The sequence below is a fragment of the Streptomyces sp. NPDC004111 genome (assembly GCF_042874215.1).
In the GTDB taxonomy this organism is placed as follows: domain Bacteria; phylum Actinomycetota; class Actinomycetes; order Streptomycetales; family Streptomycetaceae; genus Streptomyces.
On sequence record NZ_JBIAMU010000034.1, the window covers coordinates 16,615 to 34,674 of the forward strand.

The following is an 18,060-nucleotide window of genomic DNA, read 5'->3' on the forward strand; positions in this document are numbered from 1 at the left end:
GGTCAGAGGGACTTCAGCGCACAGGGGTGCACCAGGTACGCGCCCAGTCGGCCTTCCCGGTCGCCGTCCTTGAACGCGATGGCCCGGCCGACCAGGCGATCGTGCTCGGCCCGCAGTTCGAGGGCGAGACCGGGGCTGTTGATCCGGGCGTCGGCAGTGGGCAGTTGCAGCGGGGCGCTCACCCGCACGTCCCCACGCAGGGAGGCGACGGCAGGCACGGTGACCGGCGCCGCACCGGCCAGGCGGAGCTCCACCCGGTGATCGGCCAGGACCTTGATCCGCAGCGGGACGGCACCCTCCTCGGTGCTGATCCCGCCCTCCCACTCGCCCCGCGCCAACGTCATCGGGCGGGCCTGCTCGACGACCGGATTGAGCTGCTCGCTGCGGAAGCCGGGAGCCAGGACGCCCATCAGGTGGCCGACGACGGCGTCGCGGGCGGCCTTGCCGGTGGAGTTGGCCAGCACGGCGACCGCGAGATCACGCTCGGGGACCTCGATCATCATCGCGGCGATGCCGCCCATGCCGCCTCCGTGGCTGCGGACCGTCGGCCCGGTGCCGCGCGACACGATGCGCCCGAGCCCGTAGCCGAGGTGGTCGTTGATCGGCACGGCGTCGTACATGGCGGCGACCGTGGCGGGCTTGAGCAGGCGGTGGGACGTTCGGGCGAAGAGCGCCACTTCTCCGGCGGTCGCCCAGCCGGCCCCCGCGGCGGGATGACCGCTGAAGCAGGTGGGGTACGGGCGTCCGTCGGCGGAATAGCGCTGCGCCACGGGGGAGGACCCGGTGTGGACCGGGCCGTAGCCGAAGCTGCGCAGGCCCAGCGGCTCGCAGATCCGTGCGCGCAGGAAGTCGCCCAGGGGCCGGCCGGTCGCGGCTTCCAGCAGGCTGCCCAACTCGTGATAGCCGAGGTTGGAGTACTCGAATTCGGTGCCCGGCTCGCGGACGAGCCTGCGGTAGCGGTCGATGTCGATCGGCAGCGGGCCGGGCTCGTAGTGGAAGTTGTAGAAGGCCGGGAAGCCGCCGCGGTGCTGGAGCAGCTGGCGCGGCGTCGGTGCGGTCCACTCGTGGTCGCCGGGTACCGGGGTGTCGAGGTCCAGCAGACCCTCGTCGGCGGCCAGGCAGACGGCAGTGGCGGTGAATGCCTTGGTGACCGACGCCAGGCCGTAGACGGTATCCGGGGTGGCCGGCCGTCGGCGGGCGACGTCCGCCAGGCCGTAGGCGCGGGCACACACGATCTCGTCGCGTTCGGCGATCGCGAGGGACACCGACGCACAGCCGTGGTCGGCCAATGCCTGCCCGCAGAACTCGTCCAGCCCCTCCAGCCCGTCCAGCACCGAGGCCAACCTCCCAACAGAAAAGCTCACTTGCCCGAACTCTAGTGCGCGTGCTCCACGGCGCGAAGCCGCGTCGAAGTTCACCAGCCCGTCATGCGCGGCTCTTGTCCTCCGCTCTCCCCGTCGCTGATGATCTGCCGCATGCCAGCCGATCCCCGTGCAGAGCGAACCGAACCGGTGCCGTCGCTGCCCCGCAGAGTGCGGGTCGGTTACGGGCTCGGCTCGCTGTGCACGGGCACCTTCGCCACCGTGCCCGGTCTGATCCTGCTCTACTACCTCACCAACGTCCTGGCCGTGCCCGCCGCCGTCGCCGGAGCCGCCGTCTTCCTGCCGAAGGCCTGGGACGTGCTGATCAACCCGCTGGTGGGCGCCGTGTCCGACCGCAGCGGGCTGCGCGGCGGCCCGCGCCGCCCGTTCCTGCTGCTCGGCGCGTGCACCCTGCCGCCGCTGTTCGCCCTGCTCTTCGCGGCGCCGCCGTTGCGCGGAGCCGCCGCGGCGGGATACGTGGCCGTGGTGTTCCTGCTGGCCGCCACCGCGTACGCCGTCTTCCAGGTGCCGTACGTGACCATGCCCGCCGAGATGACCGAGGACCCGGCCGAGCGTGCCCGGGTGCTGGGCTGGCGGGTGGGGTTCCTCGGGGTCGCGATCCTCCTCTCCGGCGCGCTCGCCCCCGCCCTCGCGAACGCCGACGGCGGCACCGCCGAGAGCTACCGCACGATGGGCGTCGCGGTCGCCGTACTGCTCGCGGCCGGCATGTTCGGGGCGTGGTTCACCACCCGGTGGGCCCCGGTCGCCGCCCGGTCGACGGCCGAACCCTCCTTCCGCGCCCAGTTGGCGGTGGCCCGTTCGCACCGCCCGTTCCGCTTCCTGGTCACCATGTGGACCCTCCAGGCACTCGCCGTCGGCGTCATGCTCTCGGGCGTCCAGTACTTCGCCACCTACACACTGGGCCGCCCCACCGCCGTCACCCCGCTGTTCGCCTGCCTGATCGGCCCGCTGGTCCTGGTCATGCCGCTGTGGAACCGGCTGTCCCGGCTGCGCGGGGTGAAGTACGCGCAGTGGTGCGCGTCCCTGCTGTTCGTCGCCGGGGCACTGCTGCTCGCCCTCACGCCCGTGACCGGGCCCGCCGTCGGGTACGCGGCCACCGCCGTCATCGGCGTCGCCTACGCGGGTCTGCAACTCCTGCCGATGACCATGCTGGCCGACACCCTCGCAGCCGACGCGGCCCGAACCGGCCGGCTCAGGGCGGCGACCTTCACCGGGCTGTGGACCGCCGCCGAGACGCTCGCCTTCGCCCTGGGCGCCGGGGTGTTCGCCCTCGTCCTCGCGCTGACGGGCTTCCGGTCCTCGGACGCCGGTCACTTCGTCGCCCAGCCGGCGGCCGCCCTCACCGGGATCACGCTCGGGATGAGCGTGCTGCCCGCGCTGCTCGCCACGGCCGCACTGGGCGCCCTGCACCGGTACCGGGAGGAAGGCTCCGAGGGCGCCGGAGGCCCCGAGGACTCCGAGCATCCCGGTGGCCTCGGGCCCGCCGGGAGTCCGGAGCACCTCGCGCGCTCCGGGCGACCCCTCCCCGTACTCCCGCCCTCCGCACACGGACCCGCACCCGCACCTCAGGAAGAGACCAGCCGTGACGACTGACCCCCGTGACTCCCGCCACGCCCTGCCGTCCGCCCGCCCCGCCGCTGACGTGCTCGCCGAGCTGCGCGCGCTGCGCGAGGCCGACGCGCCGACCCGGGGCGGACGTACCTTCGCCTACGTCTACGACGCGGGGCTGGAGGGACTCGACGAGCTGGCCGCCGACGCGTACCGGGCGTTCGCGACGGTCAACGGCCTCGACCCGACCGTCTTCCCCAGCGTCGCCCGGCTGGAGAACGACCTGGTGGGCGCGGTCGCCGAGGTCCTCGGCGCACCGCCCGGCGCGCGGGGCACCTTCACCAGCGGCGGCACCGAGAGCATCCTGCTCGCCGTCAAGGCGGCCAGGGACCACGCCCGTACGGTACGGGGGATCGAGGCGCCCGAGCTGGTGCTGCCGGCCACCGCCCACGCCGCGTTCCACAAGGCCGCCCACTACCTGGGCGTGCGGCCGGTCGTCGTGCCGGTCGACCCCGGCACCTTCCGCGCCGACGCGTTCGCGACGGCCGCGGCCCTCACCGACCGCACCGCGCTGGTGGTCGCCTCCGCCCCCTCGTACGCCCACGGCGTCATCGACCCGGTGGCCGAGATCGCCGGGGCCGCCGCCGCGCGCGGGGTGCTCTGCCACGTCGACGCCTGCATCGGCGGCTGGCTGCTGCCCTTCCTGCGCCGCGCCGGGCGCGACGTACCGCCCTTCGACCTGTCGGTGCCGGGTGTCACCTCGCTCTCCGTCGACCTGCACAAGTACGGGTACGCCGACAAGGGGGCATCCGTCGTCCTGTACCGGGACGCGGAACTGCGGCGCTTCCAGTACTTCGCCCACGCGGGCTGGCCCGGTTACCCGATCGTCAATCCGACGGTGCAGGGCACCAAGTCCGGCGGGCTGCTCGCCCAGGCGTGGGCGGTCCTCCAGCACGTGGGCGAGGACGGCTACACCGCCCTGGCCGGGCGGGTCGCCGAAGCGTCAGACCGGCTGCTCGCCGGTCTTCGCGCGGTGGCAGGGATACGGGTGCTGGGCGAACCGGCCTCGGGTCTCGTCGCGTTCACCGCCCTCGCCGAGGAAATGGGGGAACCCGGGGAGCCCGGTGAGCCGGATCTGAGCCTGCTGCTGCACCTCGCCGACGAGATGCGCGAGCGCGGCTGGTACCTGCAACCGCAGCTGTCCTTCGACGGGCTGCCGCCCAACCTGCACCTCACCCTGACCCCAGCCACCGTCGGCCGGGTGGACGCGCTGCTGGCCGACCTCGCCGACGCGCTCAAGGCCGCCCGCGCGCTGCCGCCGGTCGCCGTGGATCCGTCCCTCGCGGAGCTGGCCGCCGGGCTCGACCCGGACGGGCTGGGGCCGGAGGAGGTCGCCGCGGTGCTGGCGTTCGCGGGTCTCGACGGCTCCGGCGGGCAGGGCTTGCCCAGGCGGATGGCGCCCGTGCTGGTCCTGCTGGACGCGCTGCCCCCTCGGCTGAAGGAGCGGCTGCTGGCGGAGTTCATCGGCGCGGTCTTCCGGAACTGACGCACCGGCCCACCGCACAGCTGCGGTGGGCCGGTGCGTCAGTTCCCGGGAGGGGAGCGGTCAGTTGCCGAAGTAGGCGTCGAAGTTCTTGCTGAACTCCTGGTTGTTGAACCGGTCCCAGTTGATCGACCAGGTCATCAGGCCGCGCAGCGACGGCCAGGTGCCGTGGGTCTGGTAGCTGCCGCAGTTGGTCTTCTTGGTCAGGCAGTCCAGGGCCTTGTTGACCTCGGCGGTCGACACCCAGCCGTTGCCGGCCTGGGTCGAGGCGGGCATGCCGATGGCGACCTGCTCGGGGCGCAGCGGCGGGAAGACGTTGCCCGCGTCGCCCGCCACCGGGAAGCCGGTGAGCAGCATGTCGGTCATCGCGATGTGGAAGTCGGCGCCGCCCATGGAGTGGTACTGGTTGTCCAGGCCCATGATCGGGCCCGAGTTGTAGTCCTGGACGTGCAGCAGGGTCAGGTCGTCGCGGAGCGCGTGGATGACGGGGAGGTACGCGCCCGCGCGAGGGTCCTGCCCGCCCCACTTGCCCACGCCGTAGTACTGGTAGCCGAGCTGGACGAAGAAGGTCTCGGGAGCCATGGTCAGTACGAAGCCGCTGCCGTACTTCGCCTTCAGCGACTTGACCGCCGAGATCAGGTTCACGACGACCGGGGTCGTCGGGTTCTTGAAGTCGGTGTCGGCGGTGTCGAGGGAGAGCGAGTGGCCCTCGAAGTCGATGTCGAGGCCGTTCAGACCGTACTCGTCGATGATCTTCGAGACGGAGGAGACGAACGCGTCACGGGCGGCCGGGGTGGTGAGCCGCACCTGGCCGTTCTGGCCGCCGATGGAGATGAGGACCTTCTTGCCCTGTGCCTGCTTGGCCTTGACGGCCGCCTTGAACTCGGCCTCCGACTCGACGTTCGGGCACTCGGCGACGGGGCACAGCTTGAACCGGATGTCGCCGCTGGTCACCGAAGTGGGTTCGCCGAAGGCGAGGTTGATGACGTCCCAGGAGGCGGGCACGTCGGCCATCCTGGTGTAGCCGGAGCCGTTGGCGAAGCTGCTGTGCAGGTAGCCGATCAGCGCGTGGGCGGGGAGGTCGCCGCCGGGGTCGGGGTTGCCGCCGCCCGGGGGAGTGGTGACGGTGACCGCCGCCGACTTCGCCGACTCGCCGTCCGCGTTGAGGGCGGCGACCTGGACGCTGTACGCGGTGGCGGGGGTGAGCCCGGTGAGGGTGGCGGAGGTGCCGGTGACCGTGGTGGCCTTCGTCCCGTTGCGGTACACGGCGTACGAGGTGGCGCCGGTGGACGCGGACCAGCTGAGGGCGGCGGTGGTCGAGGTGACGGTGCCGGCCTTGAGACCGGTCGGCGGGGCGGGAGGCTGGGGCTGCGTGGTGTCGCCAGGTCCGAACAGGCTGAGGTCGTCGGCGTAGTAGGCGGGGGTGCCGTACCAGCCGTGGGTGTAGATGGTGACCTGACTGGTGTTCGCTCCGGTCTTGAACGTGGTGGTCAGCTGCTTGAAGGCGTCGGCCGACTGCGTCCAGGTCGACACGTCGGTGGTGCCGGTGCCGGACGCGCCGAGGTACACGTACGACCCGCGCACCCAACCACTGAGCGTGTACGTCGAGTTGGGCTTGACCGTGACGGTCTGCGAACACTTGGCGTTGTCGCTGCCGGCGGGGGTGGCCTGGAGGGCGGAGGTGCCGCTGCGGACGGGGCTGCCGACCACGGTTCCCGCGGTGCAGTTCCAGCCGGTCAGCCCGGCCTCGAATCCGCCGTTGCGGGCGAGTTCGGCGTCGGCGGCTACGGCGGCCGGGGCGGCGGCGGTCAGGCCGGAGGCGGCGAGCGCGAGGGCGGTGACGGCGAGGGTGACGGGCGAGGCGAAACGCCGGCGTCTGGACACGCGGGAACGGCGGGACGGGTCCACAACTGCCTCCGGAGCGGGGGGAGAAGGAGGTACGGGTGGGCGCTCAATTTGGTCCAGACCAATGAGGTTGTCAAGACTGTGGGCCGGCATCGGGGGAAGGTTCGCCGACGCACCGGGCGCGGCGCGGTACTCGGGAGGTACGCCGTGGTGCTCGGGAGGTTCGGCTCGGTGCTCGGCAGGGACGGCGCGCGGTGTTCGGTAGGTGCGGTGCGGTGCGGTGCTCGGCTGGCTGAAGGTGCGCCGGCGCTGCCGGTGGCCGCCGGGCCCTTGGGGGAATTGCGTCGCGGGAATTCGGTGAGTACGCGTGGAGGCCGCTCGCTCTCTGCGCGTTGCGGACCTGAAAGAGGCTGAGGGGTTCGGCGCGTTGCCCTGGAGGTTCAGGAGAGCGCTTATCAAGTCTGTTACTACTTCTACTGCTGCGCGTACATGGGGGTTCTCACGGGCAAGCGCATTCCCGGCGGCACCGGCTCTTCCTTTCTGCCGCATTCCGAGAATCCCGCCCGGCGCGCCGAGCCCCGGCAGGACGATCCTGGGCAGGTCGAGGCCCTGGCAGGCCGAGGCGCCAGGGGGAAGTGGCACCGGGGGTGAAGGCACGTGAGCCGCCGGACAGATGGCGCGCAAGCCGAACCGGGGGTTTCCCCGTCGCATTGGTCGAATCTCGCCACCTGGCCTGATGGCAGCCCAGGGATAAACAGTCAGCCGCGCTTGGGTGTGAATGGCTGAATCATTGGCTCCGCGCCCATTCCCTTTTCGCGCCGCGCGGCTACGCTGACGCCGTACCGTGAGTCGCTCCGGCGGGGTGGGACCGGCCACAGCGGCGGCTCGGGCGGACGCGTGCGAAGGGAGGGGAGCGCTTTCCGCCGACGGGCGTCACACGGCTCTCTGCAGCCGCCCATAATCTGGCGTACCTCTCCGTGCGTTCTCCACTCCGGGCCTGGCCCTCGCTCGTTGCCGTGTGCCCGGGAGGTGACGGAACGGACTTGAGATGTCTGCTGCACGACAGGAAGTCATCGTTGCCGAGGCCGTGTTCGACCTGGCCTCCCGCGCGGACGGCTTCGGTGTTCTGGAACTGCTGCACGATCTGACCGGGCACGTGGTCGGCCTGCTGGGCGTGTGCTCGGCGAACGTCACCGTCCTCAACGAGTCCGGCGGGGTCGACTGCCTCGCCGCGTCCGACGAGACGTGCCGGCGCCTGGCCGAGGACGAGATCGAACTGGACGAGGGTCCCTGTCTGGACAGCACCCGCACCGGTAGGGCCCTGGACCCGGTCCTGCTGCGCGCCGCCCATCCCGCCTTCCACCGGTGGCCCCACTTCACCCCGCGCGCGCTGCGCGCCGGCATCACCAGCATCGCCACCCTTCCGCTCGTCGTCCCGCCGTACCCGCTGGGCGCCCTCGGCCTGCTGAGCACCGCGCGGGTGCCCACGCGCGAGGACCTGCGCCTGGCACGGGTGCTGGCCGACGCGGCCGGGGCCAGCCTGCAGTACCGGCAGGCCCTGCTCGCCAAGGACGCGGCGATCGGCCAGCTGGAGACCGCGCTGGAGTCGCGCGTCGTGGTCAAGCAGGCGGAGGGCATGCTGGTCGCCCGCCTCGGGCTCGACGCGGACTCCGCCTTCGCCTGGCTGCGCGGCCATGCCCGGTCCCGGCAGCAGAGCCTCATCGACCTGGCCACCCGCATTGTGCAGGGGGACCTCCCGGCCGACATCGACGGAGGCGCCGTGACATGACCGGCGGCCGGGGTCACGCCCGTTGCGCGGCGGACTCCGGGGCCGACCCGGCGGGCGTGGAGCGTGTCATCCGCGCCCGACCGGGAGCAACGGGCGGAGACCGGTGCCTGGACGCGTTCGCCGGGACGGCCCGTGCGCTCAGCGAGGCCCTGAGGGAGTCGAAGGTCCGGATTCCGGGCGCGTACGCCGAGGTGGCGCGGGTCCGCTCTTCCCCGTGGGGGAGCAAGGGTGCGTCCGGTCGCCGCCGCGTCCGCGCGGCGGCGACCGGAGGGCGCGAGGCCGGGGTCCCCCAGGACGGCGCTCGCGCTAGGTGCCCTCGGTGCGGACGGGTGACTGGAGCCGTGCCGTCGGCGATACGGCTCCAGTGGGTCTCGGTGGCAGCGGCTCGGGGCCAGGGCCGGCATGCCGATGGGGTCGGCCGTCGGCGGGAGCGAAGCTGCCGGGTCTCCCTCTGACCTCGTCAACTCGCCAGCCTCTGGCGGCTGTTCAGTGCTGGATGCCAGTGACGGGCCCCGGTGCCTGCCGCTCTTACCCCCTCAGTCTCCCCGCAGGCCGGAGCGCGGTCATTGGCTCAGCGTGCGGGAAACGTTGGCTTCGCGTGCACGGCGCCGTTCTCCCTCACGGCGCCGGTCACCCTCACGGCGCCGTCCGGCGGTGTTCACCGGGGGAGATGCCGTAGGCGGCACGGAACGCGCGGCTGAAGCCCGCCGGTGTGCCCATGCCCCAGCGAGCGCCGATGGCATGCACCGGCAGCGCCCGCAGGCCCGGCGCCGTGAGGTCCTCGCGGCACCGCTCCAGCCTCCGGCGGCGGATCCGGGCGGACACCGTCTCCGGGCGTCCGCGAAAGAGCTGGTGGAGAAGGCGTACGGAGATGTGGTGTCTCGCCGCGATCATGCCCGGGGACAGCCGGGGGTCGGCCAGGCGGTCCTCGATGAAGGTGTCGATCGCGGCCAGCAGCACCTGGTGCCGGGTCTCCGGCGGGAGCCGTTCCTGGGTGCCTGCATGCTGGGCGAGGAAGCCGACTGCCAGATCGAGGCTCGTCGCGCCGAGCCGGCGGCTCGCCTCCTCGTCCAGTGCGGGTGCCTGCTGGACCAGGGACTCCAGGTACTGGGCGAGGATCCTGCCCATGCCCGACCGCGCCGACAGTCCGCGGGCGAGCAACGGCCGGACCCTGGCCTGCGGCAGCGGGACGAGCGACTGCGGAAGGTGCAGCATGACGGCGCGCGATGCCCCGGCCGGCCCGCTGACCGCCCGCCCGGCGTACGGCCGTGAGGAGGTCCACATCGCGAAGTCCCCCGCGGACAGCTGGGTTTCACAGCGTTCCTGGGCGACGTGCATGGACCCGTCCAGGATCAGGGCGAGTTCGTACGTCTCCGGGTCGGAGCGGCGGACGAGCTGCGCGGGGCGCTCCGACGACAGGGAGGGGAAGGACATCGTCGTCAGGTGCACGGCCCCCAGGGGCACGAATCCCGCACGGCCCACGAAGTCGTCGGCGTGCTCGGTGGCGACCCGGACCGGCGCCACCCCTCGCCCCACCACCTCGTGCCACCAGGCGAACCGGTCCTCGGGCGGCAGACTCGTCGTGTCGATCTCCGAATACGCCACAGGGGCCCCTCCAGACGTTGCGACGGAAACGTTGCGACGGAAACGTTGCGACGGCGCGGGAAAGGCATGCGCCCGCCCCGTACGCCTCACACGCTCCCCCGCCGACATGGCTCGGCACCCGCCCAACATGGCCTGAAGGCTCCGGCGCGGAGCGGAGCCTGCCCGGGACTGGGCGATGCCGTGCCGAGACCGTCCGGTCCGGCCCGGACTCCGGACCGGCCCGGTACGTTTCCGGACCGATCGGCGGCTACTTGAGCCCGCTGAGCATGATTCCGCGTACGTAGTGCTTCTGCAGGAACAGGAAGAGCACCAGCACGGGCAGTGTGCTCACGACGAGCCCGGCCATCATCACGGGCACCATGCGGTCGGGATCCAGGAAGCTCTGCAGCAGCTGGATGCCCACGGGCAGCGTCATCAGCCCGGGGTTGGCCGTCGACACCAGCAGTGCCCAGATGTACTCGTTCCACGTGTTGACGAAGGTGAGCAGCGCCAGCGTGAGGGCGACCGGTTTGGTCTGCGGCACCACGATCCGCCACCACAGCGTGAACTCCCCGGCCCCGTCCAGCCGTGCGGCCTCCAGCACCTCGTCGGGGATGCCGACGATGAACTGACGCATCAGGAAGATCCCGAACCCGGACACCAGGAACGGCATCACCAGGGCCGCACCCGTGGCGGTCAGCCCCGCGCCCCCGCTGCCCCCGATGCCGTTGCCGCCCGCCAGCGGCCAGTGCACCAGGATCAGGAAGTGCGGGATGAAGAAGAGGAAGGCGGGGAACATCATGGTCGCCAGGACGAGGCGGAAGATCAGGTCCCGGCCGGGAAAGCGCAGCTTGGCGAGCGCGTAGCCCGCCAGCGACGAGGTCAGCAGGGTGGAGAAGGTGACCACCGCGGTCGCGGTCACGCTGTTGCGGAACAGCAGCGGCAGGTCCAGCTGGGCGAACGCGGCCCGGTAGTTCGACAGCCCGAAGGACATGGGCAGGAAGCGGTAGGGCACCTTGCCGTACTCGCCGGGCCCCTTGAACGACGACATCACCAGGTCCAGGAACGGAACCGCCATGAGCACCGCCCCGACGGCCACCACGGACAGGGCGAGCCAAGGGAAGCCGCGCCGCAGCGGCGAGCGGGGCCGCTGACGGGACGTCATACCGCCTCCCCCTTCCGCCGGAAGAACCACAGCTGGACCAGCGTGAGGACGAGGATCACCGCGAACAGCGTGAAGGCCGCCGCGCTCGCCGGCCCCCAGTCGCCGAACTTGAACGCGCTCTGGTACATCTCCAGCGCCGCCACGTTCGCGGAGTCCCCGGGGCCGCCGTCCCCGGTCATGACGATGATCAGGGCGAACGACTGGAGCCCGGCGAGGAACTGCGTGAGCACCACGAACATCAGCGACGGCCGCAGCAGCGGCAGCGTGATCCGCCGGAACGTGGTGAAGGAGCCCGCCCCGTCCAGGGCGGCGGCCTCGTAGTACTCCCGCGGAATCGCGTTCAGACCCGCGCCGAGAATGAGCACCGCCGTCCCCAGACAGGCCCACGCCTGGACGACCACCACGGCGGGCAGCGCGGTCCCCGGCTGGTGGAGGAGGGCGGGGAAGGCCAGGCCCAGCGCGTCGAACACACCGTTGAGCAGACCGCCGGGCTCGTACATGAACTTCCACACGTTGCCGATGGCGACCACGGTGGTGACGGCGGGCAGGAAGTACAGGGTGCGCCAGAAGCCCTGGAAGCGCAGCCGGGAGATGCAGACGGCCACCAGCAGCCCCCCTGCCGTCGCGAGGACCACCGTCCCCGTCGCGTACAGCAGGGTGTTGGTCAGCACGGGCGAGAGGAAGGTGGAGCCGCGCGAGAAGAGGTCGGCGAAGTTCTCCGGGCCGACCGGACGGATGTCGGAGAGCCGGAACCCCGACCAGCGAGACAGCGCGAGGACCAGCGAGAACAGCAGCGGAACCAGCAGGAACAGGGCGAAGAAGAGCAGCGTGGGCGCCAGGAACAGATAGGCGGTGACCCGCTGGCGCCGCCGGGCGCCGGCAGCGGTGCCGGAGTGGCCGCGCCGCGTCGACGCCTGCTGCGGGCGGCTGCGGGCCGCCGTGGCGGATGCGGCCATGGGGCCTCCGTCCTTGGGGTACGAGGTCAGGGAGTTGCGGGTTGCGGGGTGCGGGAGTTGCGAAGTCCTGGGGCTACGAGGTCCTGGGGGGGGTACGGGTTCGAGCGCGGGCGGCGGCCCGCGGGAGGTCAGGTGTGCCGTGCGGCTTCGCGGTCGATCTGGCGCTGGGCGGTGCGCAGCGCGGACTCCACGCCGCGGCGTCCGGCCCATACTTCCTCGATGTTCTTGCGCAGTACGGACTTGGTCCGCTGCGCGTACGGCCCGCCCGGTTCGGCGCTCGCGTAGTGGAGGGCGTCGAGGAAGGGGCGGACGCGCGGGTCGTCCGCCGCACCGAGCAGCACCTCCATGTCCCGGCGGTGCGCGGTCATCGAACCGACCGACACCTGGAGGGCACTCATCCTGGTCACCGGCGTCATCGGCGTCATCGGCGTCTCCGGCGCCCGGACGGCGGCCCGCGCTCCCGAGCGCGCGCCCGGCGCGGGCGCGGGCCGCAGGCTGAGCCACCGCAGGAACTCCCACGCGGCCTCCGGGCGCGGGCAGGCGGCGTTCACCCCCAGCAGGAAGCTCGTGGTGGTCGTCCCGGTACCGGCGGTCGTGGGGCCGGGCACGGGGACCACGGTGACGTCCCGGTAGGCGTCGCCCATCGTGCGGCGCAGGCTGCCGGTCCACCATCCGCCGTTGATCGCCATGGCGACCCGGCCCGACGGGAACTCCTTGTAGAGGCTGGTGCCGGGGCTGCTGGCCCCCCGGTCGATCAGCCGCTTCTCCAGCCCGAGCACCGCGCGCAGCGCGGGGGAGTCGACCGTGGTCCGGCCGCCGGAGGCGTGGAGACCGGACGTCCTGGCCGAGGCGCCGGCCGACGCGAGCAGTGCCAGCGTCTGACCGACGACGGTCGCGTCCTCGACGCGCGAGAGCCCGAACCCCTGGACGAGACTGTTGCCGTGCCGGTCGCGGGCGGCGCAGCGGTACGCGGTGTCCTCCAGCTCCGCCCAAGTGCGCGGCGGTCGCAGGACACCGGCCGCCCTGAGCAGCCGCATGTTGCAGTAGAGGGCGTACGTCTGGACCTCCGTCGGGCACCCGTACAGTGCACCGTCGACAGTCGCGGCGGCGACCGCCGACCCGGAGAACGCGCGGCGGATCTCCGCGGACACGGCGGGCGGCGCCGGCCGCAGCACCCCGGCCCGCACCAACTGCCCGGTCCACAGGGCGTACGGGTGGAGGATGTCGGCGCCCTGCCCGGCGGCCTGGCGGACCATGGCGGTGGTCAGCAGGTCCGCGTACCGCACGGCGATCGACACCACCCGCACCCGGCGCGGATCCGCGTTCCACTCCGCGAGCACCCGCTCGAACGCGGACTTCTGCGGCTCGCTGCCGTAGTGGGACAGCACCGTAAGCTCGCTCCGGCGGGACCCGGACGCCCCCGGCGCACACCCCGAGGCACCCCACCCGGCCCCGGCCGCCGCCGCTGAGCGCAGGAACCCGCGGCGCCTCACCCGGCGCGCTCCGCGCCGTCCGCGCGCGGCACCCCGGGCGGCCCCGCCGCCGACGGTACGGCGGCAGGTCTGCGCAGCAGCGTGAAGGAGCGCACGGTCCGAAAGCCGGTACGCAGATAGAGGCGCCCGGCGGCGCTGGTCTCGTCCCCCCACAGGAACCAGGCGCGCCCGGCACCCCGCTCGCGCATCCGGCACAGCGTGCGGTGCAGCAGGACGGCGCCGAGCCCGGTACCGCGGTGCCGGGCGGACACCCCGAACGGGCCGAACCGCTCCACGTCGCCGTCGTACGCCCCGTGCATCGCCCACCCGGCCGGCCCGCCCGACGGATCCCGCACGAGCAGGATCTGCCCGAGCGGCATCCCGCCGCGCACACAGCGGCGTACCGTCCCGGCCCAGTCGGGGCTGAACTCGTCGGCGGCCAGGCGCAGCAGGTCCACGAGGCTGTCGTCGGTCCCGTCGTCCAGTTCGGCGAAGCGGTACCCGGACGCCGTCAGCTCCTCCTCCCTGCGCCGCACGCCGGCGGGGACCGTGAACCCGGTCAGGTCCCGCTCCATGGCCACCGCGTGGCCGTAGGCGCCGAATCCGCAGGAGGCGAGCAGCGCCGCCGCGTGCGGGGAGGCGTCCCGGTCGAGGCCGGGCAGCCAGTAGTGCGGGGTGTAGGAGGCGAAGTCGACCTGGTGGCAGCCGCGTTGCTCCAGCCCGTGCAGCACCTCGGAGAGCAACCGCCGGCCCAGCCCCGCACCGCGCGCACGCGGCACCGTGAAGAAGAACGGCACCCACCCCTTGCCGGACCCGGCAGAGGGGTGCGCCGGTCCGGTGGCGTCGGTGACCAGACGCCGTACTCCGTGGGCGGCGCCCAGCACCTGACCGTCGTGCTCGGCGACCCGCAGGAGTTCCGGCTCGAAGTTCGCGTCGAGAAGCACCTTCTCCCGCCACTGGAGGGCGGTCACGGGGTCGCGGGGGAAGCTGCGCCCCCAGGCGTCGAGGAGCGCGGCGCGGTCACCGGACCGGTACTCCCTCACCTGAGCGCGGTGCACTGCGCCTCCGTTTCCCGCCGCTTCGTCGCCCACGGGAGGTGCGGCAGCGTGCCGGGGCAGGTCGGGGGCCGGGTCGCGCACGCGCTGGCGGGCGGCGCCCCCGCCGCCAGGGCCGTTCCGGAGTGGAGGGATCCGCGGGACACGGGCATGCGACCGAATGTAACCGCGCGGCCCGCCATCGGTGACAGGCGCGCGGCCGGACGCGGCGGATTACCACCCGGAATCCCACGCCCCGTCCCCGGTGGCCCGTCCGAGTCGGCGGGCCAGATCGGCGAGCCCGGTGGCGTGCAGGTCGAAGGTGTCCGACGGGGCGGGCGGGTCGCCGACGGGGCGGGCGACATAGGCGGTACGCAGCCCGAGGCGCTGGGCGCCGCGCAGGTCCCAGGCGTGCGCGGCGACCATCAGGAGCCGCTCCGGCGGTCGTCCGGAGGCGGTCACGGCCAATTGGTAGACGGCCGGATCGGGTTTGTACGTCCGGGCGTCCTCGGCGGACAGCGCCTGGTGCCAGCGCAGACCCGCGTGGGCGTTGATTTCCAGCAGGGCCGTCCGGCCGGCGTTGGAGAGCCCGATCAGCGGGAAGTGCTCGGCGAGTCGGGCGAGCCCGGCCACGGTGTCGGGCCACGGCGGAAGCCTGCGGGCCGACAGGGCCAGCGCTTCCACGGCGGCCGCGTCGCCGGCCCCGGCGGCGTCCGCGACGAGCCGGGCGGCCTCCCGGTCGAGTTCCTCGGTGGTGAGGTAGGGCCGGGCACCGTCGAGGACACGTCGCTGCTCCCGGTCGACGTGCCGCTGCCACAGCGAGAGAAGCCGCTCGACCTCGGGCCCGTCGAGGGACGGGGCGAACTCACGGATCCCGGCGCGGATCCCGGCGGGTTCGTCGACGAGGGTCCCCAGGACGTCGAACACGAGCGCATCGATCACGGGCACTGCCATGGGGTGAGGACTCCTCGGCGAAGTAGGTGCGAAGGGGCGGCAGTTGGCCGAACGCGGCGGCGAACCACCCGCATTCCCGTACCGCGTGACGCGCCCCGCAACCGGCACGACGTCCCCGGCTGCCGTACCCGTCGCACACAACACGCACGACATCCGCACGACAGTGCGAGAGACCTCCGGCTGCGAACCCTTGCCAAGACCCGGACCTTCGAACTCAATGTCGGCGCGCCGTGGAGGAACCGACCCGGCGTGCGGGCACTCATGATCCATGGGGACCCGGAACGGCGCTCAGCGAGCGCCCCTCCCGGGCCCCCGCGGCGCACCCCGCAGGTGTGCCGCTCCGCTGAACCTTTCGAGTACGAGGAAGTCACGTGACCCAGTCGAAGCACAGACGTCTGGCCGTCAGCGCCACCCTGATCGCCGCCCTGGCCTGCGGCCTCGCCCCCGCCACCGCGGCCGTCGCGGCGCCGGCGGCCGCCAAGGCCCCCGCCGCACCGGCGACCCCCGCCGTCCCCGCCCCCGACATGGACGGCGTGAGCGCGGCTCTCAACTCCGCCATGGCCAAGGGCGCTCCCGGCGCGATGGCCCGCTTCACCGGCCCCGACGGCGTCCGTACCCGTACCGCGGGCGTCCGCGACCGGGTGTCCGGCGAGGCCATGGACACCCGGGCACGCTTCCGCATCGGCAGCGTCAGCAAGACCTTCTCCAGCGTCGTCCTGCTCCAGCTCGTCGAAGAGGGCCGGCTGGAACTCGACGCGCCGGTCAACCGCTACCTGCCCGGACTGCTGCCCGACGACCGCATCACGGTCCGTCACCTGCTCACCCACCGCAGCGGTCTGGCCGACTACACCGACGCCATGTTCGCCAGGACCGTGCCCGGCTTCGAAGCCGTGCGCAACCGGGTCTTCAGCTACCAGGAACTCGTCGACCTCTCGCTGGCCGAGCCCCGCACCACCGAGCCCGGCGCGGCCTACAAGTACTCCAACGCCAACTTCGTCGTCGTCGGCATGCTCATCGAGAAGACCACCGGCACCCCGGTCGCCAAGCAGTACGAGCGCCGCATCATCAAGCCGCTGAGGCTGCGTCACACCTCCTACGTCCACCCGGATGCCCGGATCAAGGGCTCCCACGTGCGCGGCTACCTCCACCCCGACGAGGAGGGCGCACCGCTGGTCGACTCCACGGAGCAGACCGTCTCCTGGGCGCAGTCGGCCGGTGCGGTCATCTCCGACACCGCCGACCTGAACACCTTCACGACCGCACTCATGCGGGGCCGTCTGCTCTCGCCCCGGATGCTGGACGCGATGACCACCGTCACCCCGACGGACACCACGGGGACCCGCTTCTACGGGCTCGGCCTGCGCCGCTACGACCTGTCCTGCGGCACGCAGATCTACGGGCACACCGGCACCGTGCAGGGCTTCTACACCTACGCCTTCGCCACCCGGGACGGCCGCCGCTCGCTCTCCGCGATGGCGAACACCTCGAACCGGGGCGCGGTGAACACGGCGCTCGGCGGCGTGCTGGAGGCGGCCTTCTGCGGCAAGCCCACAGTGCCCGCGTCGCCGTCGGCCAAGGCGCCGCGCACGCGCTCCGTGCTGCCGGCGGAGGCCGACCTGCCCGAGAACCGCTGAGGATCCGCCCAGGCTTCCGTCCGGTGGGTCAGCGCGGCTGCGTCAGCGCGGCTGTGTCAGTGCGGCGCACCGGACGGGAGCAGCATGTCGAGGGCCTCGCGCAGTCCCCGGGGGCGCAGGGTGCCCGGCCGGTGCGGGCCCGACCAGCCGGGGCCGGCCAGCACCACGGCGGGGTTTACCCGGGCGCCCCGTACCCCCCAGCCGATCGACCCCAGGTGCTCGGCGAGCGGGCGGCTCGCGGTGCTGCGCGACTGCGCCCACAGCACGATCGCGCGCGGCCCCGTCCGGCGCACCGCGTCCTCCAGTGCCACGACGGGGACGGACGCCCCGAACATGCTCACCGCCACGTCGAGACCGGCCAGTGCCGCGGCCAGCGCCTCCAGGGGCAGCGTGTGGATCTCCCCGGGCAGGCAGGCGAGCATCACCGGCGGGTTCCCCGGGGCCGGCGGAGGACCGGTGGGCGGTGGCGCGCTGCGCCCGAGCACCCGCGAGACGTGCCAGGACAGCAGGTGCTCGACCTCGACGTAGCGGTCTCCGGAGGTCTGCCACCTGCGGCCCACCGAGTGCAGCGCGGGCATGATCACGTCTTCCCAGGCCCCGACCAGTCCGTGCTCGGCGACCGCGGCCGTCAGCAGCCGGTCGACGGCGTACGCGTCGAGCCGGGTGGCCGCCCGGGTGAGCCCCCGGCACTCCGCCAGGGACCGGTCGGCGGCAGCGCCCGCCGGAGCCGTGCGAACGGGGGCGACCCGGCCGTCGGCCTCCTCGTGCGAAGGGGCCGGGGCGGGCGGGGCCGGGTCAGCGGCGGGGAACGGGGCAGGCGGGGGCCGGTCCGTGGTGCGGGGCGGGGGAGCGAGCGCGGAGCGGGCCGCTTCGGCGGGGGTGACGCCCGCGGCGGTCAGCCGGCACATGCGCTCCAGCACCGCCACGTCGTGCGGCCCCCACCGTCGGTGCTGTCCGCCCCTGCCCGTGGGGCCGATGCCGTACCGGCGGTGCCAGGTGCGCAGCGTGGTCGGTGCGACCCCGAAGCGGCGGGCGACCGCACCGGTGCTCAGCGCCACCGCAGCGGTGCCGCCGTCCTGCCGTACGGACGTAAGACTCACATTCCCACCATACGACGCAACACTGTTGCACTCCCGCCGACGAGGACCGGCCGG

The 18,060-nt window shown here is 73.0% G+C and carries 13 protein-coding genes; 4 read left to right on the top strand and 9 right to left on the bottom strand.

Annotated features, from left to right (window positions below):
* Positions 1 to 2: 2 nt before the first annotated feature.
* Positions 3 to 1,364 carry a serine hydrolase domain-containing protein gene (locus tag ACFYVL_RS41740; protein ID WP_389254842.1) on the bottom strand — a complete coding sequence of 454 codons (1,362 nt, stop codon included), beginning with the start codon at positions 1,362 to 1,364 and terminating at the stop codon, positions 3 to 5.
* A gap of 111 nt (positions 1,365 to 1,475) precedes the next feature.
* Here ACFYVL_RS41740 and ACFYVL_RS41745 point away from each other — a divergent pair, with 111 nt between their 5' ends.
* Together ACFYVL_RS41745 and ACFYVL_RS41750 are read left to right on the top strand one after the other, a co-directional pair.
* Positions 1,476 to 2,975 carry an MFS transporter gene (locus tag ACFYVL_RS41745; RefSeq protein WP_389254844.1) on the top strand — a complete coding sequence of 500 codons (1,500 nt, stop codon included), beginning with the start codon at positions 1,476 to 1,478 and terminating at the stop codon, positions 2,973 to 2,975.
* Complete coding sequence (locus ACFYVL_RS41750; protein WP_389254846.1) at positions 2,965 to 4,476, top strand: pyridoxal phosphate-dependent decarboxylase family protein; 1,512 nt, start codon at positions 2,965 to 2,967, stop codon at positions 4,474 to 4,476. The genes ACFYVL_RS41745 and ACFYVL_RS41750 overlap by 11 nt, the downstream gene beginning before the upstream one ends.
* A 60-nt stretch (positions 4,477 to 4,536) precedes the next feature.
* On the opposite strand, the gene ACFYVL_RS41755 is transcribed toward ACFYVL_RS41750, so the two are convergent.
* Positions 4,537 to 6,357, bottom strand: a complete 1,821-nt coding sequence (locus tag ACFYVL_RS41755) for a chitinase (RefSeq protein WP_389254848.1) — start codon at positions 6,355 to 6,357, stop codon at positions 4,537 to 4,539.
* A 1,009-nt stretch (positions 6,358 to 7,366) separates the two neighbouring features.
* Between ACFYVL_RS41755 and ACFYVL_RS41760 the strand changes: the two genes are divergently transcribed.
* Positions 7,367 to 8,107: a GAF and ANTAR domain-containing protein gene (locus tag ACFYVL_RS41760; protein WP_389254850.1), complete on the top strand. Its 741-nt coding sequence runs from the start codon at positions 7,367 to 7,369 to the stop codon at positions 8,105 to 8,107.
* A gap of 636 nt (positions 8,108 to 8,743) precedes the next feature.
* Here the strand turns inward: ACFYVL_RS41760 and ACFYVL_RS41765 are convergent.
* The 6 genes from ACFYVL_RS41765 to ACFYVL_RS41790 form a co-directional block, all read right to left on the bottom strand.
* The gene (locus tag ACFYVL_RS41765; protein WP_389254852.1) at positions 8,744 to 9,712 is read right to left on the bottom strand and encodes a helix-turn-helix domain-containing protein; all 969 of its coding nucleotides are present in this window, start codon (positions 9,710 to 9,712) and stop codon (positions 8,744 to 8,746) included.
* A 247-nt stretch (positions 9,713 to 9,959) separates the two neighbouring features.
* Complete coding sequence (locus ACFYVL_RS41770; protein ID WP_389254854.1) at positions 9,960 to 10,856, bottom strand: carbohydrate ABC transporter permease; 897 nt, start codon at positions 10,854 to 10,856, stop codon at positions 9,960 to 9,962.
* Positions 10,853 to 11,812 (bottom strand): carbohydrate ABC transporter permease, encoded by a 960-nt coding sequence (locus tag ACFYVL_RS41775; protein ID WP_389254856.1) that lies wholly within the window; start codon positions 11,810 to 11,812, stop codon positions 10,853 to 10,855. Before ACFYVL_RS41775 ends, ACFYVL_RS41770 begins: the two co-directional genes overlap by 4 nt.
* Before the next feature lie 128 nt (positions 11,813 to 11,940).
* Positions 11,941 to 13,200: an extracellular solute-binding protein gene (locus tag ACFYVL_RS41780; protein ID WP_389254858.1), complete on the bottom strand. Its 1,260-nt coding sequence runs from the start codon at positions 13,198 to 13,200 to the stop codon at positions 11,941 to 11,943.
* A gap of 101 nt (positions 13,201 to 13,301) precedes the next feature.
* A complete protein-coding gene (locus ACFYVL_RS41785) occupies positions 13,302 to 14,342 on the bottom strand; it encodes a GNAT family N-acetyltransferase (protein WP_389254860.1) in 1,041 nt (346 codons plus the stop codon).
* Positions 14,343 to 14,552: 210 nt separating this feature from the next.
* A complete protein-coding gene (locus ACFYVL_RS41790; RefSeq protein ID WP_389254862.1) occupies positions 14,553 to 15,272 on the bottom strand; it encodes a haloacid dehalogenase type II in 720 nt (239 codons plus the stop codon).
* 371 nt (positions 15,273 to 15,643) lie between these two features.
* Here ACFYVL_RS41790 and ACFYVL_RS41795 point away from each other — a divergent pair, with 371 nt between their 5' ends.
* Positions 15,644 to 16,906 carry a serine hydrolase domain-containing protein gene (locus tag ACFYVL_RS41795; RefSeq protein ID WP_389254864.1) on the top strand — a complete coding sequence of 421 codons (1,263 nt, stop codon included), beginning with the start codon at positions 15,644 to 15,646 and terminating at the stop codon, positions 16,904 to 16,906.
* A 56-nt stretch (positions 16,907 to 16,962) separates the two neighbouring features.
* Here the strand turns inward: ACFYVL_RS41795 and ACFYVL_RS41800 are convergent, their stop codons facing one another.
* Complete coding sequence (locus ACFYVL_RS41800; protein WP_389254866.1) at positions 16,963 to 18,006, bottom strand: MerR family transcriptional regulator; 1,044 nt, start codon at positions 18,004 to 18,006, stop codon at positions 16,963 to 16,965.
* Between the last annotated feature and the right edge of the window lie 54 nt (positions 18,007 to 18,060).

Coding starts and splice junctions, on each gene's coding strand:
- ACFYVL_RS41790 (WP_389254862.1), bottom strand. CDS start 15,272: ATGGCAGTGCCCGTGATCGATGCGCTCGTGTTCGACGTCCTGGGGACC.
- ACFYVL_RS41745 (WP_389254844.1), top strand. CDS start 1,476: ATGCCAGCCGATCCCCGTGCAGAGCGAACCGAACCGGTGCCGTCGCTG.
- ACFYVL_RS41770 (WP_389254854.1), bottom strand. CDS start 10,856: ATGACGTCCCGTCAGCGGCCCCGCTCGCCGCTGCGGCGCGGCTTCCCT.
- ACFYVL_RS41775 (WP_389254856.1), bottom strand. CDS start 11,812: ATGGCCGCATCCGCCACGGCGGCCCGCAGCCGCCCGCAGCAGGCGTCG.
- ACFYVL_RS41760 (WP_389254850.1), top strand. CDS start 7,367: ATGTCTGCTGCACGACAGGAAGTCATCGTTGCCGAGGCCGTGTTCGAC.